Origin of the sequence: Arthrobacter sp. E44 (assembly GCF_041877125.1) — a bacterium.
Taxonomy (GTDB): Bacteria; Actinomycetota; Actinomycetes; order Actinomycetales; family Micrococcaceae; genus Arthrobacter.
Genome location: NZ_JBHDJA010000009.1, coordinates 47,289 through 69,948 on the forward strand (window position 1 = coordinate 47,289; position 22,660 = coordinate 69,948).

The 22,660-nt window shown below is 66.2% G+C and carries 17 protein-coding genes; 4 read left to right on the top strand and 13 right to left on the bottom strand.

Annotated elements, in window-relative coordinates; translation table 11 throughout:
* Nucleotides 1–16: 16 nt before the first annotated feature.
* The 4 genes from leuS to ACETK3_RS09885 form a co-directional block, all read right to left on the bottom strand.
* Nucleotides 17–2,542 carry a leucine--tRNA ligase gene (gene leuS, locus ACETK3_RS09870; protein WP_237428215.1) on the bottom strand — a complete coding sequence of 842 codons (2,526 nt, stop codon included), beginning with the start codon at nt 2,540–2,542 and terminating at the stop codon, nt 17–19.
* Between the two features lie 341 nt (nt 2,543–2,883).
* Nucleotides 2,884–4,398, bottom strand: coding sequence for a glycerol kinase GlpK (glpK, locus tag ACETK3_RS09875; protein WP_373992808.1), 1,515 nt, complete (start codon nt 4,396–4,398; stop codon nt 2,884–2,886).
* Between the two features lie 39 nt (nt 4,399–4,437).
* Nucleotides 4,438–5,187: an MIP/aquaporin family protein gene (locus ACETK3_RS09880; protein ID WP_236798444.1), complete on the bottom strand. Its 750-nt coding sequence runs from the start codon at nt 5,185–5,187 to the stop codon at nt 4,438–4,440.
* A 90-nt stretch (nt 5,188–5,277) separates the two neighbouring features.
* The gene (locus ACETK3_RS09885) at nt 5,278–7,101 is read right to left on the bottom strand and encodes a glycerol-3-phosphate dehydrogenase/oxidase (protein ID WP_373992809.1); all 1,824 of its coding nucleotides are present in this window, start codon (nt 7,099–7,101) and stop codon (nt 5,278–5,280) included.
* 125 nt (nt 7,102–7,226) lie between these two features.
* Here ACETK3_RS09885 and ACETK3_RS09890 point away from each other — a divergent pair, with 125 nt between their 5' ends.
* From ACETK3_RS09890 to ACETK3_RS09905, 4 genes are read left to right on the top strand one after another with little or no spacing between them, the layout of a single operon-like run.
* Nucleotides 7,227–8,192, top strand: coding sequence for a sugar-binding transcriptional regulator (locus ACETK3_RS09890; protein WP_236802862.1), 966 nt, complete (start codon nt 7,227–7,229; stop codon nt 8,190–8,192).
* Nucleotides 8,193–8,211: 19 nt separating this feature from the next.
* Complete coding sequence (locus ACETK3_RS09895) at nt 8,212–9,081, top strand: aldo/keto reductase (RefSeq protein WP_236819570.1); 870 nt, start codon at nt 8,212–8,214, stop codon at nt 9,079–9,081.
* Nucleotides 9,082–9,088: 7 nt separating this feature from the next.
* Nucleotides 9,089–10,018 carry an alpha/beta fold hydrolase gene (locus tag ACETK3_RS09900; RefSeq protein ID WP_237428217.1) on the top strand — a complete coding sequence of 310 codons (930 nt, stop codon included), beginning with the start codon at nt 9,089–9,091 and terminating at the stop codon, nt 10,016–10,018.
* Nucleotides 10,015–11,094 (top strand): glycosyltransferase family 1 protein, encoded by a 1,080-nt coding sequence (locus tag ACETK3_RS09905; RefSeq protein ID WP_236798448.1) that lies wholly within the window; start codon nt 10,015–10,017, stop codon nt 11,092–11,094. Before ACETK3_RS09900 ends, ACETK3_RS09905 begins: the two co-directional genes overlap by 4 nt.
* A gap of 13 nt (nt 11,095–11,107) precedes the next feature.
* Here ACETK3_RS09905 and ACETK3_RS09910 read toward each other — a convergent pair whose 3' ends face one another.
* The 9 genes from ACETK3_RS09910 to carA all read right to left on the bottom strand — a co-directional run bounded on the left by ACETK3_RS09910 (nt 11,108) and on the right by carA (nt 22,657).
* A complete protein-coding gene (locus ACETK3_RS09910; protein ID WP_373992810.1) occupies nt 11,108–13,192 on the bottom strand; it encodes a primosomal protein N' in 2,085 nt (694 codons plus the stop codon).
* A 60-nt stretch (nt 13,193–13,252) separates the two neighbouring features.
* Nucleotides 13,253–14,488: a methionine adenosyltransferase gene (gene metK / locus ACETK3_RS09915; RefSeq protein ID WP_237428218.1), complete on the bottom strand. Its 1,236-nt coding sequence runs from the start codon at nt 14,486–14,488 to the stop codon at nt 13,253–13,255.
* 107 nt (nt 14,489–14,595) lie between these two features.
* Nucleotides 14,596–15,831, bottom strand: a complete 1,236-nt coding sequence (gene coaBC / locus ACETK3_RS09920) for a bifunctional phosphopantothenoylcysteine decarboxylase/phosphopantothenate--cysteine ligase CoaBC (protein ID WP_237428219.1) — start codon at nt 15,829–15,831, stop codon at nt 14,596–14,598.
* A 38-nt stretch (nt 15,832–15,869) separates the two neighbouring features.
* Complete coding sequence (gene rpoZ / locus ACETK3_RS09925) at nt 15,870–16,130, bottom strand: DNA-directed RNA polymerase subunit omega (protein WP_003800778.1); 261 nt, start codon at nt 16,128–16,130, stop codon at nt 15,870–15,872.
* A gap of 15 nt (nt 16,131–16,145) precedes the next feature.
* A complete protein-coding gene (gmk, locus tag ACETK3_RS09930; protein WP_142133756.1) occupies nt 16,146–16,739 on the bottom strand; it encodes a guanylate kinase in 594 nt (197 codons plus the stop codon).
* Between the two features lie 45 nt (nt 16,740–16,784).
* Nucleotides 16,785–17,102 (bottom strand): integration host factor, actinobacterial type, encoded by a 318-nt coding sequence (gene mihF, locus ACETK3_RS09935; RefSeq protein ID WP_200830713.1) that lies wholly within the window; start codon nt 17,100–17,102, stop codon nt 16,785–16,787.
* A 110-nt stretch (nt 17,103–17,212) separates the two neighbouring features.
* The gene (gene pyrF / locus ACETK3_RS09940) at nt 17,213–18,088 is read right to left on the bottom strand and encodes an orotidine-5'-phosphate decarboxylase (RefSeq protein ID WP_373992811.1); all 876 of its coding nucleotides are present in this window, start codon (nt 18,086–18,088) and stop codon (nt 17,213–17,215) included.
* Entirely contained in the window at nt 18,081–21,395 is a 3,315-nt protein-coding gene (gene carB / locus ACETK3_RS09945; RefSeq protein ID WP_237428221.1) for a carbamoyl-phosphate synthase large subunit, read from the bottom strand. Before carB ends, pyrF begins: the two co-directional genes overlap by 8 nt.
* The gene (gene carA / locus ACETK3_RS09950) at nt 21,395–22,657 is read right to left on the bottom strand and encodes a glutamine-hydrolyzing carbamoyl-phosphate synthase small subunit (protein WP_236798455.1); all 1,263 of its coding nucleotides are present in this window, start codon (nt 22,655–22,657) and stop codon (nt 21,395–21,397) included. The genes carB and carA overlap by 1 nt, the downstream gene beginning before the upstream one ends.
* Between the last annotated feature and the right edge of the window lie 3 nt (nt 22,658–22,660).

A 22,660-nucleotide genomic window follows, 5' to 3' on the forward strand; every position in this document is an offset into this window, starting at 1 on the left:
CATGCTGCGGATGCGGCTATGCCGGGACGATGTTCACCAGCTTAGGGGCACGGACGATCACTGTCCTGATGCCCCGGCCGTCAAGGGCACGCTGCACGTTCTCCGACGCCAGGGCCAGCTCGCGCAGCTGGTCCTCGGAAACATCCGGGGAAACCTCCAGCCGGTCACGGACCTTGCCCTGGACCTGGACAACGGCAGTGACCGTCTCCTGGACCAGGAGCGCGGGATCGTGCGCCGGCCAGCCCGCATTGGCAACGGAGGCGGGGTGGCCCAGCAGGTTCCACATGTCTTCGGCCGTGTACGGCGCGAACAGGCTGAGGATCACGGCCACTGCCTCGGCCGCCTCGCGGACTGCCGGGTCGGATGCTCCTGCCCCGGAGTCAATCGCCTTGCGGGTGGCATTGACCAGTTCCATCAGCTTGGCCACCACAACGTTGAACTTGTTGGCGTCCAGGAGCTCGGCTGCATCCGCGATGGTGCGGTGCGTGACCGAACGCAGTGCGCGGTCGCCCGCGGCGAAATCGGCACCGGGCCCGCTGGTGACGTCCTGGGCCAGGCGCCACGCCCGCGCCAGGAACTTGGCGGAGCCCGACGGCGAAACGTCGGCCCAGTCCACGTCGTCCTCGGGCGGGGAAGCGAACACCATGGTCAGGCGGACAGCGTCCACACCGTACTTGTCCAGCTGTTCGCCGAGATCAACACCGTTGCCCAGCGACTTGCTCATGGCCTTGCCGCCGTTGAGCACCTGGCCCTGGTTGAGGAGTGCGCTGAAGGGTTCGTCCGCATCGATCATGCCCAGGTCATGAATGACCTTCGTAAAGAACCGCGCGTACAGCAGGTGGAGGATGGCGTGCTCCACGCCGCCCACGTACTGGCCGACAGGCATCCAGTCGTTGATCTTCTGCGGATCGAAGGGGCCCTCCGTGTAGTGCGGCGATACGAACCGCAGGAAGTACCAGGACGAGTCCACGAACGTGTCCATGGTGTCGGTGTCCCGTTTGGCGGGGCCGTGGCAGGTGGGGCACTCGACGTTGACCCAGGACTCAGCGGCGGCCAGCGGCGAGGTGCCCTTGGGAGCCAGGTCCTCGCCGCGGAGGTCCGAGGGCAGGGTGACCGGCAGTTGCTCATCAGGAACCGGAACTTCGCCGCAGGACGGGCAGTGGATGATGGGGATGGGAGTGCCCCAGAAGCGCTGGCGGCTCAGCAGCCAGTCGCGGAGCCGGAAGTTCACGAACTTCTCACCCGTGCCCTGCCGCTCCAGCATGGCGATGGCGGCAGGAATGGCCTCGGCCTTGGGCAGGCCGTTGAGCTCGCCGGAGTTGATCAGGGTGCCCTCCCCCGCGGTGGCCGTGCCGGAAACAGCAGGGTCCTCCTCGCCCGTGTCCAGGACGGCCCGGACGGGCAGGCCGAAGGCGCGGGCGAAGTCGAGGTCGCGCTGGTCGTGGGCCGGCACGGCCATGATGGCGCCCGTGCCATAGTCCGCCAGGACGTAGTCGGCGGCCCAGACGGGCAGCTTCTCGCCGTTCAGGGGATTGACGGCGTAGCGGCCGGTGAAGACGCCGGTCTTTTCGCGCTCGGTGGACTGGCGTTCGATTTCGGAGAGTGCCTTGACCCGTTCGCGGTATTCGTCCAGGGCGGCGGCGTGCTCGTCGGTAACGAGTTCGACGGCGAGCGGCGCGTCGGCTGCCACCACGAAGAACGTTGCCCCGTAGAGGGTGTCCGGGCGGGTGGTGAAGACCGTGACCTCCTTGGCGGGCTTGCCGCCGTCGGCCTCGATCACGAAGTTGACGTGGGCACCCTCGGACCGGCCGATCCAGTTCTTCTGCATGGCCAGGACGCGCTCGGGCCAGTGGCCGCGCAGCTCTTCCATGTCGTCCAGCAGGCGGTCCGCGTAGTCAGTGATCTTGAAGTACCACTGGTTCAGGGACTTCTTGGTGACCGTGGTGCCGCAGCGCTCACAGGCCCCGTTGACAACCTGCTCGTTGGCCAGGACGGTTTGGTCCTTGGGGCACCAGTTCACCGGGGAGTTCTTCCGGTAGGCCAGTCCGCGCTCGTAAAACCGCTTGAACAGCCACTGGGTCCAGCGGTAGTACTCGGGGTCGGAGGTGTGGAGGCGGCGCGACCAGTCGGCGGAGATGGCGTACCGCTTGAAGGACGCTGCCTGGGTGTCGATGTTGGCGTAGGTCCACTCACTGGGGTGGGCGTTGCGCTTGATGGCGGCGTTTTCCGCGGGCAGGCCGAAGGAGTCCCAGCCGATTGGGTGCAGCACGTCGTAGCCCTGCTGGCGCAGGTAGCGGGCCACCACGTCGCCCATGGCGAACGCTTCCGCGTGGCCCATGTGCAGGTCACCTGAGGGGTACGGGAACATGTCAAGCACGTAGCGGCGCTCCCGGGACCCGTCGTCCACAGGGGTGAAGACCTTGAGGTCCTCCCACACCTGGGGCCATTTGGCCTCAATGGCGGTGAAACTGTAGGTGCCCTCTTCAGGCTCCGCCGATACTGTTGTTGCTGTTCCGGTCTCTGTCTCCGGCTGAACGCCCACTGCTGCCCTCTTCTGTTCTGTTACGGCATTTGTGCTGCCATAACGGCCTGATCCCCCTGCTGCCGGTCCGGCGCAAAGCCCCGGACACACAAAAGCCCCTCACGAAGGGAGGGGCTGCCGCTCAGCTGTCCGATAATCGGAGCCGGCGGCTAACTAAGCAGAAGGATCGCACGCATGAATCTACTTTAGCGCACCTGCACACCCCCTCAGCGTAAGTCGCAACGAGCGGCTGAGGTGGCAGCAGCCGGAAGAGAGGGGCCGGAGACTCCCCGCCATGGTGTGGTGGGCACCGCGAAGCGGGCGGGCGGGAGTCTCCGGCCCCTCTCAGGGCCAGCTGCGGGCTACTTCACGTCCTCGTCGACCCAATCCATGGACTTGGTGACCGCCTTCTTCCAGAGCCGCATCTGGCGGTCCTGTTCGGCCTGGTCCATCTGCGGTTCCCAGCGCTTGTCCTCGGACCAGTTGGCGGAGCATTCGCCCAGGTCCTTCCAGAACCCGACGGCCAGGCCTGCCGCGTAGGCAGCACCCAGCGCGGTGGTCTCGATGACCTTGGGGCGGATGACCGGGACGCCAAGGATGTCCGCCTGGAACTGCATCAAGGCATCATTGGCCACCATGCCGCCGTCGACCTTCAACTCGCTCAGCGGCACGCCTGAGTCCGCGTTGACCGCATCCAGGACCTCGCGGGTCTGGAACGCGGTGGCTTCCAGCGCGGCCCGGGCAATGTGGTTCTTGTTCACGAACCGGGTCAGGCCGACGATTGCGCCGCGGGCATCGGAGCGCCAGTACGGGGCGAACAGGCCGGAGAAGGCCGGGACGATGTAGACACCGCCGTTGTCCTTGACCGCCGCTGCCAGCGTCTCCACTTCCGGTGCGCTGCTGATCATGCCCAGGTTGTCCCGAAGCCACTGCACCAGGGAGCCGGTGACCGCGATCGACCCTTCGAGGGCGTAATGCGGCTTGGCGTCGCCGAGCTTGTACCCGACGGTGGTGAGGAGGCCGTTCTTGGAGTGGACGATTTCCTCGCCGGTGTTGAAGATCAGGAAGCAGCCTGTGCCGTAGGTGTTCTTGGCTTCACCGGCGTCGAAGGCGGCCTGGCCGAACGTTGCGGCCTGCTGGTCGCCAAGGATGCCGGCCACCGGCGTCTCGCGGAGCAGCTGGGAGCTGTGGACGGTGCCGTAAACCTCCGAGGAGGACTTGATTTCCGGCATCATGCTGCGCGGTACGCCGAAGATGCCGAGGATTTCGTCGTCCCACTGCAGGGTTTCGAGGTCCATGAACAGGGTGCGGGAAGCGTTGGTGACGTCGGTGACGTGGACGCCGCCGTCAACGCCACCGGTCAGGTTCCACAGGACCCAGGCGTCGGTGTTGCCGAAGACCAGGTCCCCGGTCTCGGCCTTTTCCCGGGCGCCGTCAACGTTGTCCAGGATCCATTTGATCTTGGTGCCGGAGAAGTAGGTGGCCAGCGGCAGGCCCACTTTTTGTTTGAAGCGGTCTGCCCCGCCGTCTTTGGCCAGCTGGTCCACGATGTCCTGGGTGCGGGTGTCCTGCCAGACAATGGCGTTGTACACGGGCTTGCCCGTGGTCTTGTCCCACACCACGGCCGTTTCACGCTGGTTGGTGATGCCGACGGCGGCGATATCGTGCCGCGTCAGGTTCGCCTTGGAGAGGGCCGAGCCAATGACCTCACGGGTGTTGTTCCAGATTTCCGTTGCGTCGTGTTCCACCCAGCCGGCCTGCGGGAAGATCTGCTCGTGTTCCATCTGTCCACTGGAGACAATGGCGCCGCTGTGGTCGAAAATGATCGCGCGCGTGCTGGTGGTGCCCTGGTCAATAGCGATTACGTACTGGTTCATGATGACGTCCTTGTCTTTGTTGGTTGGAATGGGTGTGGGTCAGGCAGCAGCCGTGACGATGATGGGAACAATGCGGGCCACCAGGCCGCCGAGCGCGCCGCCGACCAGCGGTCCGACGACGGGGATCCAGGAGTAGGCCCAGTCACTGGAACCCTTGCCCTTGATGGGAAGCACAGCGTGGGCGATGCGGGGGCCGAGGTCACGGGCGGGGTTAATGGCGTAGCCGGTGGGGCCGCCAAGGGAAACACCGATGCCGACCACCAGCAGGGCGACGGCGAGCGGGCCCAGGCCGGAGGGGGTGCCGCCCAAAGTGAGGATCACGAAAACCAGGACGAAAGTGCCGATGATCTCGGTGATGAGGTTCCATGAGGTGGATCGGATGGCAGGGCCGGTGGAAAAGGTTCCAAGCTTGCCGGCGGGTTCCGGTTCGTCATCGAAGTGCTGCTTGTACGCCAGCCAGCAGACGACTGCGCCAAGGAAAGCGCCCACCATCTCGCCCCCGAAGTAGGTGAGGGTAGATGCGAAATCCACGGCGACGCCGGGGGCATACTCGGCTTTGCCGTTGAGCAGCAGGCCAAGAGTGACAGCCGGGTTCAGGTGCGCGCCCGACTTGGCGGCAACGAATACGCCGCAGAACACGGCGATACCCCATCCCCACGTGACCATCAGGAAACCGCCGCCATTGCCTTTTGTCCCCCGCAAAGCCACGTTGGCAACGACGCCGCAACCCAACAGGGTCAGCATTGCCGTGCCAAAGACTTCGGAGAGGAAGACTATTCCTAGAGACATCTTTGACTCCTTCTTTGTTTAGTTGTCGGTTCTCCGTGGGTGAAGAACCGTTGGCCGGGACGCTGGCGCGTCCCGGCCGGCTGCCCGGCCTTAGGAGACCAGGCTGTGCGTTTCCACGCGGTGGAAACGCTGCAGCACGTCCTGGGCGTGCTTGATCTCAGCAGCGCGGGTTGCGGCGTCCCACTTGAGCGGGACGGACAACACCTCTGCCACTTCATTGAGAAGTTCGCCGGTGACCAGTCCGCGGAAGGCAAGGGAGGTGCGCCGGATGAACACATCCACCAGGTGCCCCACCTGCTCATTTGCCGCCATGAACCCCAGTTCACGGACAGTGAGTTCGCGGGTGGAGCGCAGTGGCTGGTCGGGTTCCGCATCGAGGTACGAGATCACTGCTTCGGCGCGTGTCCCGTAGCGGGTCAGCAGTCCGGCTGTGCGGTCTGCGTCACGGCCGGCGCCCATGTGTGCCTTGATCCATTTCTGTTCGCCGGCCTCATCGGCCGGGAAGCCGGCGCCGCCGCCGATGGGGAGCTGCGCCGTCGACACTTTCCGCTGTACGCCGAGTTCGGAGAGGACCTCGTTGGTCAGGTGCTCGGCAAGGGCACGGAAGGTGGTCCACTTGCCGCCCACCAGGCTCAGGACGATGGCACCGCTTCCGTTGTCGCCGGAGGCGCGGCGTTCAATACGGTAGTCGCGGGAGACGAAGCCGGGCTGCGTGGCGTCGTGGCTCGGCAGGGGGCGCACACCGGAGAAGGTGTAGACGATGTCGTCGGGCGTCACCGCGATCGAGGGGAAGACGTGGCCGATGAGGTCGAAGAAGTACTGGATCTCCTCATCCGTGCAGATGGCGTCCTCCGTCATGTCCGCATCCACGTCGGTGGTGCCCACCAGTACGCGGTCGCCCATGGGGTAGATGAGGACGATCCGGCCGTCGGTGTGCTCGAAGAAGATTTCGCGTCCGCGGCAGGCCGCGAGGAGGCCGGGGTGGTCAAGCACGATGTGCGAGCCCTTGGTGCCGCCCATGAAGGACGATGCAGCGCCCATGGACTCGTTGGTGAGGTCCACCCATGCCCCGGTGGTGTTGACGATGATGTCAGCCGTGAAGTCGAATTCTTCCCCGGTGAGTTCGTCGCGAAGCCGGACCGTGCTGCCACGGCCAGTCCCCGGGTTGGGTGCGGACGACATCGACTGCAGTGAGAGGTAGTTGCTGGCCCGGGCAGTGTTCCCCTGCGCTCCGGCGGCCTGGGCATTGCCCGCGCGGCCCGCCTTTTCGCCGTCCTGCAGGACGTCGAGCGTCAGCCGCTCCGGGTTGTGGACGGAGGCGTCGAAGTAGGTCGCCGTGTATTTGACGTCGGGGCGGAGATCCGGGAGCTCCTGGAGGGCCGCCTTGTGGGTGCGGAACTGGTGTCGCGGCACCGTCCCGCCGTCACGGGAGAACGAATCGTAGAGGCTGAGGCCGGCCTTGATGAGGAACGCGCCGCGCTCCTTGGGCTTGCCCTGCTGCTTGTGCGTCAGGAAGCGCAGCGGTGCGGACAGGATCCCGGAGAAGGTGCTGAAAATCGGGATTGTTGTCTGCAAAGGCTTGACGTAGTGCGGGGCAATCTTCAGCAGGCGGTTGCGTTCCACCACGGACTCACGGACCAGGCGGAATTCACCGTTTTCGAGGTAGCGGATGCCGCCGTGGATCATGTGCGAGGATGCGCCGCTTGCACCCTGGCAGTAGTCACCGCGCTCCACCAGTGCGACGTCCACGCCCTGCAGGGCCAGGTCACGGAACGTGCCAACGCCGTTGATGCCACCTCCCACTACCAGCACCTTCGCGTGGGGGCGGCGCCGCAGGCTGTGGACCGAGGGGCGTTCGGCCCCTGGAAGGGGCGCGCTGACAGAGGGTTGAGCAGATGAATCCTTGGGTCCCAAAACTACTCCCTTGGGGCTTTGTGTGATGCGGACACCGCTTGGTGGCGCCGCCGTTCTGCTCTATTGTTCGGAGAAATGGAAAATGGAGTCAAGGACTATGCACAAACGTGCAGAACGGAACTGAGATGGCACTTTCCCGCGACCAAGATGCCCTCCGAGCTGCACAAATGTATTATCTGCAGGACCTGACGATGGATGCGATAGCACGTGAACTGCGCACCTCCCGGTCCACTGTTTCCCGCCTCCTGTCCTCAGCCAGGGAGTCCGGCCTGGTGCAGATCCAAATCCGCAACCCCCTGGACACCGGCCCGGAGCTGGAGGGGATGATCCGACGCCGGTACAACCTGGATGTCCATGTGGTTCCGATCCTCGGGACGCTCAACGAGGCGGAGACCCTGGACCGGGTAGCCATGCAGGCGGCCCGGACCATCGGGCCCCTGGTGGACTCCAACGCCATCATCGGGGTGGCCTGGGGGTCAACCCTCAGTGCGGTGAGCAGGCACCTCACCAGGAAGATCACGCATGACAGCGTCATCGTCCAGCTCAACGGTGCCGGCAACATGCACACCACCGGCATTACCTATGCAAGCGACATCATGCGCAGGTTCGGCAGCGCTTACGGGGCCCGGGTGGAGCAGTTTCCCGTCCCGGCTTTTTTTGACCACGCCGCCACCAAGACGGCCATGTGGAATGAACGCAGCGTACAGCGCGTCCTGGAGCTGCAGGCCAAGATGAGCATCGCCATTTTCGGTGTCGGTTCCGTGCACGCCGACTACCCCAGCCATGTTTACGCAGGCGGGTACCTGGACGAGGACGACCTGAACGCGCTCGCCAACTCCGACGTCGTGGGTGACGTGGCCACCGTTTTCTTCCGGGCCGACGGTTCCTCCGACGGGATCGTCCTGAACGAACGGTCCACCGGCCCTGCGCTGGCCCAGCTGCGGCAGGTCCGCCGCAGGATCTGCGTGGTGTCGGGGGTGTCCAAGATCAACGGCCTGCGCGGAGCCCTGGCGGCGCGGCTCGCCACCGATCTGATCCTTGATGAAGCAACTGCACGCCGCCTGGTCGATTACGAGGGGCTGACCAGCTGAAGTGGGTAGAGTCGGTGCCATGAGAACCTCACCCCGGCTCAGCCTGAACAATGGCGTGCTGATAGACCAGCTCGGCTTCGGGCTCTACAAAGTGCCGGCAGCAGACGCGGAAGGCCTGGTGGCCACCGCGCTCGCCGTTGGGTATCGGCACTTCGATACGGCCGCCATGTACGGCAACGAAACCGGCGTGGCGAGGGGCATCAGTTCCCAGCTGGGCGCCGGGGCCGGCAGCGGTGGTTCCGGGGAGCTCTTCCCGCCCCTGGGCCGCGAAGACGTGTTCGTTACCACAAAGGTGTGGAATGACCACCACGGCTACGACGCCACGCTGCGGGCATTCGACGACTCCATGGTCAACCTGGGCCTGGACTACGTGGACATGTACCTGATCCACTGGCCCTGCCCCCGCCGCGGCTTGTTCCCCGAAACCTACCGCGCGCTCGAGACGCTTTACCGTGAAGGCAGGGTCCGTGCCATTGGCGTGAGCAACTTCCAGCCGGCGCACCTCGACCGCCTGCTGCAAAGCGCCGAAGTGGTCCCCGCCGTCAACCAGATCGAACTCCACCCCTGGCTGCAGCAGGAAGAACTGCGCAGCAAGCACGCGGAACTCGGAATCCACACGGAGGCATGGAGTCCGCTGGGCCGAGGACAGGTCCTTGCCGACCCCGTCATCCAGGCCTGCGCCGCGGAGCACCGCAGGACGCCGGCGCAGGTGGTCCTCCGCTGGCACATGCAGCTGGGAAACATCGCCATCCCCAAGGCCAGCTCCGAAGCGCGGATCCGGGAGAACCTCGACGTCTTCGGTTTCGAGCTTTCAGAGCGTGACCTGGCGGCCATCAAGGAGCTGGACCGCGGGCAGCGGACCGGGTCCCACCCGGACAACGTCAACTAGGCCGGGCATGAATACTGTGAACCCGGAGACCGCCCCTGCGCCGGCGTACCTGAGCCCCGGCCTTGCCGCCCGCACGTCCGCCTCAACCGTGACCCTCGACGGCGGAACGGTGGCCTTCTGGACCTACGAACCCCTCCAAGAGACGCGGTATACCCGGACCATCCTGGTGGTCCACGGGTTCCGCGGCGACCACCACGGGCTCCTGCGCGTGGCGGACCAGCTCCCGGACATGCGTGTCATCATGCCGGACCTGCCAGGCTTTGGCGGTTCCGACGCTTTCGCCAGCGACCCGCACTCGGTGGAGCGTTACGGACAGTTCATCACCGATTTCATGGCATCCCAGGGCTTGGGGCCGGACACCGTGCTGTTGGGACATTCCTTCGGCTCCATCGTGGCGTCACACTTCGTGGCCAACAACCCGGACAGCGTAAACCCATTGATCCTCATCAACCCCATCGCCGCCCCGGCGCTGGAGGGACCCAAGGGCGTGATGACCCGGCTGGCCGTGCTCTACTACCGGCTGGCGGCCCGGCTTCCCCGGAAGCCCGGGCTGGCGCTTTTGCGCAATCCGCTGATTGTGCGGGTGATGAGCGAAACCATGGCCAAGACGCGCGACAGGGAGCTGCGCGCCTACATCCACGGACAGCACCACGCCTATTTCAGTTCCTTCGCCGACCGGGACAGCCTGCTGGAGTCCTTCACGGCCTCCGTCAGCAACCATGTGGCGGAGGTGGCGGACCGCTTGGACCTTCCTGTGTTGCTGATCGCCGGCGAAAAGGACGAAATTGCCACCCTTCCCAACCAGCACCGCCTCCTGGCTCTGCTGCCGGACGGGCAACTGAAGGTGATCCCCGGCGTCGGACACCTGATCCATTACGAAACGCCGGAACCGGCCGCCCGCTACATCCGCAGCTTCCTGGAGGACCACCCCGCGTGAAGATTGTCATCGATGCACGTTTCACCCGCACCGACCACCACGACGGCATCAGCCGCTACGGAGCAAGCCTGATTGCTGCCACGGCGAAGATCGCCGACGTGTCCATGCTGGTCTCCGATGTCCGGCAGCTGGCCCTCCTGCCGGACGTTCCGTACACGCTCATCAGCAGCCCGCTCTCCCCCCGCGAGCTGTTCGTCGCCCGGACGGTCAACGGCATTGGAGCGGACGTGGTGGTGTGCCCCATGCAGACCATGGGCACCTGGGGCCGCAAGTACGGCCTCATCCTCACCCTGCACGACCTCATTTACTACGAGCACCCCGCTCCCCCGGGTTTCCTGCCCGCACCCGTGCGCGTGCTCTGGCGGCTGTACCACAAGGCTTTCTGGCCGCAGCGCCTGCTCCTCAACCGCGCGGACATCGTAGCCACCATCAGCCGCACTACAGAGGCCCTGATGGCCAAGTACCGGCTAACGGGCCGGCCCGTGCGCATCATCGCCAACGCCCCGCAGCCTGCCCAGGAACCCCGCAACCCGTCTGGTGGAGCCGACAAAACCATCATCTACATGGGCTCGTTCATGCCGTACAAGAATGTGGAGACCATGGTGGCGGGTATGGCCGGGCTGCCCGGCTACACCCTGCACCTGCTCAGCCGCATAACGCCCCAGCGGCGCGCCGAACTGGAACGCATCATTCCGCCGGGCGCCTCCGTGGTGTTCCACAACGGCGTGACGGATGCGGAGTATGACGCGCTGCTGCGCCGGGCCACTGCACTGGTGAGCCTGTCCAGGGCCGAGGGGTATGGACTTCCCCTGGTCGAGGCCATGGCCTTGGGCACCCCGGTGATCGCCAGCGACATTCCGATCTTCCGGGAAGTGGGTGCGGACGCCGCACTCTATGTGGACCCCGAGTCCCCGGGGCAGTTCGCGGACGCGGTATCACGACTGCAGGATGATGCGCACTGGCAGGATCTGTCCCGGCGATCCATTGCGCGGGCAAGCGAGTTCAGCTGGGACGAGTCGGCACGCCAGCTGGTGGAAGCGGCGCACGAGGTCATGGCGAAAAGGCAGCGGGCCTAGAGCAGGTCAACCCTCAGAGCACATCCACACCGTCCAAGCGCAGCTGCACTGGGTCGATGGCACGTTTGGCCGCCACGGCTGCCCGGGTGACCCTTAGGACGCGGACGACGGCGGACGCCTGGCCGTACGGGAAGAACAGCAGGGTCCGTACGTCTTCGGCCGAGCGCCTGCCGGAGGGCGGTGCGGTCAGCAGCAGCGGCGCCGGGCCTGCGGCGCGGAGCGTTATTCCGGCGCGTGCGAGGTCCGCTTCCACGGCGCCGGTGAAGTGTTCCACGGCAGCCCGCGGCCCCGTCACCGATGCGATCCGCACTGCCGGGGGCAGCTGCAGCCCCGTTCGGAGGGACAGCTCGCGCTGGGCGTATCCTGCCGGATCCCACCGCAGCAGCGCGCCGGTGGCGGCTGCGTCCGAGGCCGTAACCACCACCAGACCCTTGTCCGGGGCGGGACGGACCAGGGCTGCAGCGTTGAACCAGCGCCGCACGGTGTCTTCGCCGGCACGGAGGGTTTCGCGGCGGAGCAGGGAATCCCCGTCCAGGAGCAGGGCGGCAGCGTAGCCGTCCTCTGCGACAGGTTCGGCCCCCACCGTGGCCACGACCAGCGCCTTGCCGGGGCCCACCCTGGCCTTCACTTGGTCCCCGGAGGACGTGATGACTGTTGTGCCGGGAAATGCGCGGCCAAGTTCCTCAGCGGTGCGCAGCACTCCGGTGGCGCCTTTGCGCAGCCTCCGGACCCCGCAGTGGGAACACTTCCAGTCGGGTGCCGGGGTGGAACACCAGCGGCACTGCGGCAGCGCTGATGTTCCGGCCAGCGCCAGGGGTCCCTGGCAGCGGCCGCAGCGGGCCGGTTCACGGCACGTTTCGCATACCAGCGAGGGCGCGTAACCCGCCCTGGCCACCTGCACCAGCACGGGCCCGCGTTCCAGTCCTTCCTTGGCGGCCTGCCATGCCGCGTGCGGGAGGCGGGCGAGGGTGGCCAAGGGATCGCGCGCCTGTTCGAAGCTGTCCGCAGTGCTCACGACGCGGGCAACGGTCCTGCGGAGGGTTCCACGCTCGGTTTCGACCGGGACGGCCCACCCGGCTTCCACCAACCGCTGCACTTCGGTGCTGCGGGCATGTCCGGCAAGCAGGCAGGCGGTGCCTTCCTGCTCGGCCCGCAGGAGCAGGACCTCCCGGGCATGGGCGTATGGTGCGCGCTGCTCGATGTGAAGGTCGTCGCCGTCGTCCCAGCAGGCCACCAGCCCCAGGTCCTGAACAGGGGCGAACGCGGCGGACCTCGTGCCGATGGCGATTCTCGCGGTGCCGGCGAGCAGTCGCAGGAAGTTGCGGTACCGCGGCGTGGGGCCGTCATCTGCGGTGAGGCGGGCCACGGCCTCGGACGGCACCAGCCCGTTGAGCGCTTCCTCGAGCCGGTCCAGATCCCGGTAGTCGGGTACCACCAGCACTGATCCCCGGCCGGAGGCATAGGCGGCAGCAGCGGCCTGGGCCAGCAGGTCCGGCCAGCCTGCGGGCCCGTACCCCTGGAGGGGGTTGACGACGGCGCGGGGCGAGCCCCCACCCGCCAGGTGCCGGAGAAAAGCAGCACCTGTGCGGTACGCACCCCAGGCGGAAACGGCGGGGGTTCCCGCAGCCTCGGGCGCGGGCACCGCCTCCTCCGCGCCCAGCGAGTGGGGATAGTCCTTTTCAAGTTTCGCCACCCGCGGCGGCACCGCCAGTCGGAGGACATCGCTGACGGTACCGGCGTAACGGGCAGCAACGGCGGTGGCAAGGTCCCTGACGGCGGGTGTGAGGACCTGGACCGGGGACACCACCTTAGCCAGGGGCACAAGGGTGTGTCCGGCGTCGGACTCCTCCAGCCGCTCAAGGAGGTATCCGCTGAGGTCCTGGCCGTTGAACTTGACCTTCACCCGGGTTCCCGGCTGGGCGACCTGTTCCAGCGGCTCAGGGACGGCATAGTCGAAGGGGCGGTCGAGGTGTGGCAGGGAGGACTCAACCAGGACCCTTGCCACCGGCAGTTGGGCAGCAACTGCAACGCCGCCGGGCATTTTGCGTGCGGGGAAACCCTGCAAAAGGGTTGGCTGGACGGAGCTGTCAGAACCCATGACAGTTACCTCCGTTCAGCTACCGGTTTGACACGAACAGCAAAGCACCGGCCACTGACATTAGGCGTTGAAGTACGCCTTCAGGTCGTCAACCCGGTCCAGCCGCTCCCAGGTGAAGTCGGGGTCATCCCGGCCGAAGTGGCCGTGGGCGGCTGTCCTGGCGTAGATGGGCCGCTTAAGGTCCAGGGCATCAATGATGGCCCTGGGACGAAGGTCGAAAATTTCGGCGATGGCTTCGCTGATCCGGGCCGGATCCACGGTTTCGGTGCCAAACGTCTCCACGTAGGTTCCCACCGGCCGCGCCTGGCCGATGGCGTAGGCGATTTGGATCTCGGCGCGCTTGGCCAGGCCCGCGGCCACCACGTTCTTGGCTACCCAGCGCATGGCATACGCTGCGGAGCGGTCAACCTTGGACGGGTCCTTGCCGGAGAAGGCGCCGCCGCCGTGGCGTGCCATGCCGCCATAGGTGTCCACGATGATCTTGCGGCCGGTGAGGCCGGCGTCGCCCACAGGGCCGCCGATCACAAACTCGCCGGCAGGGTTGAGGATGTTGGCCGCGCGGGAAATATCCAGGTTGGCGGCAGCCAGGACAGGTTCAATCACGACGGCGGCGAGGTCGGCGCGCAGCTGCTCAAGGCTTGCGCCCTCGGCGTGCTGGCTGGAAATCACCACGGTTTCCACAGACACCGGAACGTCTTTGTCATAACCGACGGTGACCTGGGTCTTGCCGTCGGGGCGGAGGTAGGCCAGCTGGCCCGTCTTGCGGACGTCGGTGAGGCGTTCGGAGAGTCGATGGGCCAGCCAGATGGGCGTTGGCATGTAGGACGGCGTCTCGTCGCTGGCGTAGCCGAACATCAGGCCCTGGTCGCCGGCGCCCTGGAGGTCGTAGTCGTCCTCTTGGCGGCCTTCGCGGGCCTCGAGGGAGTTAAAGACGCCACCAGCGATGTCGTTGGACTGCTGTCCGATGGAAACGGACACGCCGCAGCGGGCGCCGTCGAACCCGTTGGCGGACGAGTCGTACCCGATGCCCAGGATGGTCTCACGGACGATCTGCGGGATTTCGACGTAGGCATCAGTGGTGACTTCGCCTGCCACATGCACCAGGCCGGTGGTGGCCATGGTCTCCACGGCCACGCGGGACTCTGGATCAGCGGACAGGAGCGCGTCCAGGATGGCGTCGCTGATCTGGTCGCAGATCTTGTCCGGGTGGCCTTCAGTGACCGACTCGGACGTGAAGAGCCGGAGCGCGGAGGGCGTGGCCCCGTGGGTGTGGGGAAGGTGCAGCGGTAAAGTCACTCAACTACCTTACTGGTTGGTGTTGGTACTCCCGTCAGGGAGAAGTCCGTAGATGTCCCCGTGCTAAGCAAACGTGGCCAGGAACACCCAGGCCAAGGCGAACACGTTCAGTTCGAAGCAACGCGGTTCAGTTCAGAACTGATGCGTCTGATGATGGCTTCCGAAACCTCAGTCTTGGTTCCCGATGCTTCCTGCGGTTCGGAGCCGGAGCGCGAAAGGATGACCACGGAGTTGGAGTCCTGCCCGAAGACTTTGTCCGTCCCCACATGGTTGACCACCAGCAGGTCGCAGCCTTTACGCTGCAGCTTTGCCTCCGCATACGCCAGGACGTCCCCCTGGCCATCCCCGGTCTCGGCCGCGAACCCTACAATGAGCTGCCCGGATTGGGCCGGGCCGGCATCGCGCTGCTCCACGAGCTCCTGCAGGATGTCCGGGTTGCGTACCAGGGTGATGACCGGATCTGCCGTGTCGTCGCGCTTCTTGATCTTGGTGTCCGAGACTGCCGCCGGGCGGAAGTCGGCAACAGCTGCGGACATGATGATGACATCGGACCCGGCAGCGGCGGCCAGTGCAGCCTCGCGGAGCTGCAGGGCAGTCTCAACGCGGACAACTTCCACGCCGGCCGGCGGTGGAACGTCCATATGGGCTGCCAGCAGCCGCACGCTGGCGCCGGCGTTCCGCGCAGCGACCGCCAGGGCCACGCCCTGCTTGCCGGACGACCGGTTGCCGAGGAAGCGAACGGGGTCCAACGGTTCCCGGGTGCCGCCGGCACTGATGGTCACGGTGCGGCCGGCAAGCGGGAGCTGGTAGTCGGACTGCCCCTGCACCAGTGCCATGGCTGCGTCGAAAATCATGTGGGGCTCGGGCAGTCTTCCCGGACCTGAGTCGGCCCCGGTGAGACGGCCGGATGCGGGTTCAAGGACGGCAGCGCCGCGGGAGCGCAGGGTTTCGACGTTGGCGCGGGTGGCGGCGTGCTGCCACATTTCCGTGTGCATCGCTGGGGCGAACAACACGGGGCCGTGCGCCATCAGCAGCGTGTTGGTGAGCAGGTCCCCGGCCTGGCCCGTGGCAGCTCTCGCAAGGAGATCTGCCGTGGCGGGTGCCACCACGACGAGGTCCGCTTCATGGCCCAGGCGGACGTGGTTGACCAGGTGCACGTCGTCGAAGACGCTGTTGCTCACGGGGTTGCCGGACAGCGCCTCCCAGGTGGCGGTTCCGATGAAGCGGGTGGACGCCTCCGTGGGGATCACGGTGACGTCATGGCCGGCTTCAGTAAAAAGCCGGAGGAGCGATGCCACCTTATAGGCGGCAATCCCTCCCCCGACTCCGAGGACTATGCGCACGTGACCTCCGTCAACAGCAAGTCAGTTCAGCGGCAGGACTACTCTGCGGCTTCGATCGGCGTGGAAACCAGCTTGCCTTCGTTGATCTCACGCAGGGCGATCGAGAGCGACTTTTCGTTCAGCTTGGTGTCAACCAGGGGTCCGACGTATTCGAACAGGCCCTCGTGCAGCTGGGCGTAGTAGGCGTTGATCTGACGAGCGCGCTTGGCACCGAAGATCACCAGGCCGTACTTGGAGTCGGCTGCTTCGAGCAGCGAGTCGATCGGCGGGTTGATGATGCCTTCAAGGTTCGTGGACACGAATTCTCCAAATTCCTAGCGGGCTGACGGTTCCGGCAGGTGTGGATGCGGTGTCAGCCCCATGAGTGAAACAAGCTCGTCCGCTGCCCGGCGGACGTCGTCATTGATGACGGTGTGGTCGAACTCCGGTTCAGCAGCAAGTTCCAGTTTAGCGGTTTCCAGGCGCCGCTGCTGTTCTTCCGGCGTTTCGGTGCCCCGGCCCACCAGCCGGCGGACCATTTCGTCCCAGGTGGGCGGGGCCAGGAAGACGAACTGGGCGTCCGGGACGGCTGCCTTGACCTGGCGGGCGCCTTGCAGGTCGATTTCCAGCAGCACGGACCGGCCTTCAGCGATGGCCCGGTTCACGGTGCTCTTCAGGGTGCCGTAGGTGTTCTGGCCGTGGACCACCGCCCATTCCAGGAGTTCACCATCCGCAATGAGCTGCTCGAACTCCTCCTTGGACTTGAAGAAGTAGTGAACGCCGTCGACCTCCCCGGGCCGGGGTGCGCGGGTGGTGGCTGAGACGGAAAGCCACACCTCGGGGTAATTGTCACGGATGTAGGTGGACACGGTGCCTTTGCCAACAGCCGTCGGACCTGCGAGGACTGTCAGTCCAGGTTTCTTGCTCACGTATTCCTTTTGCCGCAGTTGGGGGAAAGACAGGCGCTGCCTGCCTCAATGCTCATCTATAAAATCTACCAGCGCCCGGCGCTGGTGGACGCCCAGGCCCCTGACCCTGCGGGAGGTTGCAATGCCCAGCTGCTGCATGATCGCGGCGGCCCGTACCTTGCCGATGCCGGGAAGGGCCTCGAGCAGCTCAGAGACTTTCATGCGGGCCAGCGCGTCATCCTCCAGTGCCGAGCTGATGATGTCCGCGGCGGACCTGTCGCCGTTTCGAAGGCTTTCCTTGGCGGCGGCCCGGGTGGCCCTGGCGGCTGCCGCCTTGCCCAGGGCATCGGCCCGTTCAGACGCAGATAAAGGTCGCAGGACCATCACGGACACCCCCGAAGTCGGCGGATTTCATCCAAGGGCGGCCGCCCTTGGACCTGTCCTGAAACTACCCTCTGGTGCAGCGTGAATCAATGCATCAGGGCAATTGCAGGCTATTGTCCCCGCAGCCCCTCCAGGGTCCGCAGGGCGGCCTCACGCAGGGCGCGGACCTGCGGTCCCGCCGACAGGATGTCGCGGCTGGACGTTCCCAGGACCAGAGGGTAAGCAGCACCGAAGGTGGCCCCAAGGTCGGCCGGCGTGGCCCCCTGCGCCCCGAGCCCGGGTGCCAGGATGGGGCCGCGGACGGCCGCAAGATCCAGGTCTAAATCCGCCAGGGCGCTGCCAACGGTGGCACCCACCACCAGGCCCACGGACCCCAGGTTTCCTGCAAAGCGCACGTTCTCCGCCGCCGCTGCGGCCGTGATCCTTCGGGCCACGGAATCCTTTCCGCCCACGTGCTGGACGGAGGCGCCCTCCGGGTTGGAGGTCAGGGCCAGCACGAAGACCCCGCGGCCGGTCTCTGCCGCCAGGTCAAGCGCAGGGCGCAGGGACTCAAAGCCGAGGTAGGGGCTAAGCGTGACGGAATCGGCCGCCAGCGGAGACTCGTCACGGAGCCAGGCGTCGGCGTAGGCAGCCATGGTGGAACCAATGTCCCCGCGCTTGGCATCGGCGATCGTCAGAACTGATTCGTCGCGCGCGGTGGCCAGGACCTCCTCCAGCACGGCCATGCCCGCAGATCCGTGGCGCTCGTAAAGCGCCACCTGCGGCTTGACCGCGGCAGCGAGCGAAGCCACCGCTTCCAGGACGGTGAGGGAAAAGCACCTCAGCCCGGCGGCGTCGTCGTCCAGTCCCCAGCCCTTTAAGAGGGCCGGGTGCGGGTCAATGCCAACGCATAACGGGCCGCGGGCGGCCATGGCCGCGCCGAGCCGGGAGCCAAAGGACTCCCGGCCGGCGCCGGATGCAGGCGAACCGGGAACCTGCTCAGGCATGCTGCAGGGCCGCTTTCTGCGACTCCGCAAGGGCTGCCGCGTGCTCCTGCAGGCTGGTGACCGACCATTCGTAAGTGCGCATGGCTTCGATGGCCTGGACCGCGGCGTTGAACTCAGCCACCGTGGTGATGCACGGGATGCCGATGGAGGTCGCTGCGGCGCGGATTTCGTAGCCGTCGCTGCGGGCCTCGCCGCCCGAGGGCGTGTTGAAGACCATGTCGATCTCGCCCGCGACGATCAGGTCCGCGATGGTGCCCTCGCCCTCGGCACTGCTGCCCTCGGCGACCTTGCGGACCGGCGTGGCCTGCAGTCCGTTGCGGCGCAGGACGTCGGCGGTGCCGCCGGTGGAGACGATCTCGAAGCCGAGGTCCGAGAGCCGCTTGACCGCCATGATGACGGCTCGCTTGTCCCGGTTGGCCACGGAGACGAACACCTTGCCCTCGGTGGGCAGGGCATTGTTGGCGCCGGCCTGGCTCTTGGCGAAGGCGGTGTCGAAGTGCTTGTCGATGCCCATGACCTCGCCGGTGGAACGCATCTCGGGTCCGAGCAGCGAGTCCACCACCTTGCCCTCGAGCGTGCGGAACCGGCTGAACGGCAGCACCGCTTCCTTGACAGCGACGGGGGCGTCCAGCGGCAGGGTGGAACCGTCGCCAATCTCGGGCAGCATCTTGTAGGCACTGCGCAGCTGGTTGATGGTCACGCCGGCGCCGATGAGCGCGGCGGCTTTGGCCATCTGGACGCCGGTGGCCTTGGATACGAACGGCACGGTCCGGGACGCGCGGGGGTTGGCTTCCAGGACGTACAGAACGTCGGAGGCCAGCGCGAACTGGATGTTGATCAGGCCGCGCACGCCCACGCCCTCAGCGATGGCACGGGTTGCGGTCCGGACGCGTTCAATGACGTTGCTCCCCAGGGTGATGGGCGGCAGGACGCAGGCGGAGTCACCGGAGTGGATGCCGGCTTCTTCAATGTGCTCCATGATGCCGCCCAGGTACATGTCGGTGCCGTCGAAGAGGGCGTCGACGTCGATTTCGACGGCGTCCTCCAGGAACCGGTCGATCAGGACCGGGTGGTCCGGGGTGATCTCCGTGGCGTTGGCGATGTAGCGGGACAGGTTGGGCTCGTCGTAGACGATTTCCATGCCGCGGCCGCCCAGGACGTAGGACGGGCGGACCAGGACGGGGTAGCCGATTTCGTCGGCGATGGTCTTGGCATCCTCGAAGGAGACCGCGGTGCCGTTCTTGGGTGACACCAGGCCGGCCTTGTCCAGCACGCGGGAGAAGGCTCCGCGGTGTTCGGCGAGGTCGATGGCCTCCGGGGAGGTGCCCAGGATGGGTACGCCGGCGTCGGCAAGCTGCTGGGCGAGCTTCAGCGGGGTCTGGCCGCCGAGCTGGACGAACACGCCCATGACGCCGCCGGTGCGTTCCTCGGCCGCGATGACTTCCAGGACGTCCTCGAGCGTGAGCGGTTCGAAGTACAGGCGGGTGGAGACGTCGTAGTCGGTGGAGACGGTTTCCGGGTTGCAGTTGACCATGACGGTCTCGTAGCCTGCCTTGCGCAGCGCCATGGAGGCATGCACGCAGGAGTAGTCGAACTCGATGCCCTGGCCGATGCGGTTGGGACCCGAGCCGAGGATCAGGATGGACGGCTTGGAGTGCAGCGCAACCTCGTCCTCCTCGTCGTAGGCCGAGTAGTGGTACGGGGTGTAGGCGGCGAACTCGGCGGCACAGGTGTCAACGGTCTTGTAGACGGGGCGGATGCCCAGGGCCTGCCGCACCCCGCGGACCACGGCCTCGGAGTTGTGCGTCAGCGCGCCGATCTGCTCATCGGAGAAGCCGTGGCGCTTGGCGCGCTTGAGCATGTCGACGGTCAGGGCGCCGGCCTGCCGGATTTCCCGGGAGACCTCGTTCAGCAGTTCGAGCTGGTCCAGGAACCAGGGATCGATCTTGGTGGCCTCGAAGAGCTGTTCCACGGTGGCGCCGCCCAGGAGGGCTCGCTGGACCTGGTGCAGCCGCTCGGTGGTGGGGCGCTTGGCCTTTTCGATGAGCTCTGCGACTTCGTATTCAGGGACAGAGCTGAAGTCCAGCTGCGAACCCTTCTGTTCCAGGGAGCGCAGGGCCTTTTGGAGTGCCTCGGTGAAGTTGCGGCCCATGGCCATGGCCTCGCCCACCGACTTCATGGTGGTGGTAAGGGTGTTGTCGGCCGCGGGGAACTTCTCGAAGGCGAACCGCGGGACCTTGACCACCACGTAGTCCAGGGTGGGCTCGAAGGACGCGGGCGTCTTCTGCGTGATGTCGTTGGGGATCTCGTCCAGCGTATAGCCCAGGGAGAGCTTGGTGGCGATCTTGGCGATGGCGAAACCGGTGGCCTTGGATGCCAGGGCGGAGGAACGGGAAACGCGGGGGTTCATCTCGATGACCACAACGCGGCCGGTCTTGGGATCGATGGCGAACTGGATGTTGCAGCCGCCGGTGTCCACGCCCACCTCGCGGATGACGGCGATGGCCACGTCGCGCAGCTTCTGGTACTCGCGGTCCGTGAGGGTCAGCGCCGGGGCAACGGTGATGGAGTCACCGGTGTGCACGCCTACGGGATCGAAGTTCTCGATGGAGCAGACAACAACCACGTTGTCGTTCTTGTCCCGCATCATCTCGAGCTCGTATTCCTTCCAGCCCAGGATGCTTTCTTCGAGCAGCACCTCGCTGGTGGGGCTGTACTGCAGGCCCTGCCCGACGATGCGGCGCAGGTCCTCCTCGTTGTAAGCCAGGCCCGAGCCCAGGCCGCCCATGGTGAAGGACGGACGGACCACCATGGGGTAGCCAAGGTCGACCGCGGCGGTGAGAGCCTGGTCCATGGTGTGGATGATGTGGCTGCGGGCGGACTCGGCGCCGCAGCGCTCCACGACGCCCTTGAACTTCTCGCGGTCCTCGCCGAGCTCGATGGCGGCGATGTTTGCGCCGATCAGCTCCACGTTGTACTTCTCGAGCACACCGTTCTTGTCCAGGGCGATTGCAGTGTTCAGCGCGGTCTGGCCGCCCAGGGTGGGCAGCACGGCGTCCGGGCGTTCCTTGGCGATGATCTTCTCCACCACCTCGGGGGTGATGGGCTCAACGTAGGTGGCGTCGGCGAACTCGGGGTCGGTCATGATGGTGGCCGGGTTGGAGTTCACGAGGATGACGCGCAGGCCTTCCTCCTTGAGGACACGCAGCGCCTGGGTGCCGGAGTAGTCGAACTCGGCGGCCTGGCCGATGACGATCGGGCCGGAACCAATGACGAGGACGCTCTTGAGATCTGTACGTTTCGGCATTACTTCTTGTCCTCAGTCTTGTTGTCGTTTTTGTGGTCAGCCCCGGCAGAGTGCGCGGAATCCACGGGTTCCTTTGACAGGTTGGCGGTCCGGCCGTCGCGGGTGCCTTCCATCAGTTCGATGAAGCGGTCAAACAGGTAGGCGGCATCGTGCGGTCCGGCTGCAGCCTCCGGGTGGTACTGCACGGAGAAGGCGGGGATGTCGAGGCAGGCCAGGCCTTCCACGACGTCGTCGTTCAGGCTGACGTGGCTGACTTCCACGCGGCCGTAGCGCTCCTCTGGTGCCTGGGTGGCGCCGTCGAGCGGGGCGTCGACGGCGAAACCGTGGTTCTGGGAGGTGATTTCCACCTTGCCGGTGCGGCGGTCCATGACGGGCTGGTTGATGCCGCGGTGGCCGTAGCGGAGCTTGTACGTGCCAAAGCCCAGTGCCCGGCCCAGGATCTGGTTGCCGAAGCAGATGCCGAAGTAGGGCAGTTTCTCGTCCAGGACCGAGCGCAGCAGCTTGACCTGGGCGTCGGCCGTGGCGGGGTCTCCGGGGCCGTTGGACATGAAGAAGCCGTCCGGGTTGACCGCCTTGACGTCCTCCAGGGTGGCGGTGGCGGGCAGCACGTGGACGCGGACGCCGCGTTCGGCGAACCGCACGGGGGTCATGGCCTTGATGCCGAGGTCGATCGCCGCGATGGTGAAGCGGGGGTCGCCGTCCCATCCGTGGTCCTTGGGTTCCACCACGTAGGCTTCGTCAACGCTGACTTCCTCGGCCAGGCGGGAACCCTCCATGGGGGCGCTCGCCAGGACGGCGTCGACCAGTTCCTTGTCCGTAACCTGGGCGGCCTCACCGGAGAAGATGCCGGCGCGCATGGTCTTGTGCTCGCGCAGGTGCCGGGTGATGGCACGGGTGTCAACGCCCTGGATGCCAACGATGCCCTGGGCCACCAGCTCTTCGTCCAGCGATCGCTCGGAACGCCAGTTGGAGGGCCGGCGCGCGGGGTCGCGGACAATGTAGCCAGCCACCCAGATGCGCCGGGACTCGGCGTCGTCATCATTTACGCCGGTGTTGCCGATGTGCGGCGCCGTCTGCACCACCAGCTGGCGGGCGTAGGACGGATCGGTGATGGTTTCCTGGTAACCGGTCATGCCGGTGGCGAAGACGGCTTCGCCCAGGGCGGTGCCCGTGGCGCCGTAGCTGGTGCCGCGGAAGATGCGCCCGTCTTCGAGGACCAGCGCAGCCGGGGCTGATACAGGAGCGGAGGTGGTTGCTGTCAATGT

What these genes read in the sequence shown, in the direction of transcription:
- ACETK3_RS09880 (WP_236798444.1), bottom strand. Translation starts at nt 5,187, where the DNA reads ATGTCTCTAGGAATAGTCTTCCTCTCCGAAGTCTTTGGCACGGCAATG.
- carB (WP_237428221.1), bottom strand. Translation starts at nt 21,395, where the DNA reads ATGCCGAAACGTACAGATCTCAAGAGCGTCCTCGTCATTGGTTCCGGC.
- glpK (WP_373992808.1), bottom strand. Translation starts at nt 4,398, where the DNA reads ATGAACCAGTACGTAATCGCTATTGACCAGGGCACCACCAGCACGCGC.
- ACETK3_RS09895 (WP_236819570.1), top strand. Translation starts at nt 8,212, where the DNA reads ATGAGAACCTCACCCCGGCTCAGCCTGAACAATGGCGTGCTGATAGAC.
- mihF (WP_200830713.1), bottom strand. Translation starts at nt 17,102, where the DNA reads ATGGTCCTGCGACCTTTATCTGCGTCTGAACGGGCCGATGCCCTGGGC.
- pyrF (WP_373992811.1), bottom strand. Translation starts at nt 18,088, where the DNA reads ATGCCTGAGCAGGTTCCCGGTTCGCCTGCATCCGGCGCCGGCCGGGAG.
- ACETK3_RS09910 (WP_373992810.1), bottom strand. Translation starts at nt 13,192, where the DNA reads ATGGGTTCTGACAGCTCCGTCCAGCCAACCCTTTTGCAGGGTTTCCCC.
- ACETK3_RS09900 (WP_237428217.1), top strand. Translation starts at nt 9,089, where the DNA reads ATGAATACTGTGAACCCGGAGACCGCCCCTGCGCCGGCGTACCTGAGC.
- ACETK3_RS09890 (WP_236802862.1), top strand. Translation starts at nt 7,227, where the DNA reads ATGGCACTTTCCCGCGACCAAGATGCCCTCCGAGCTGCACAAATGTAT.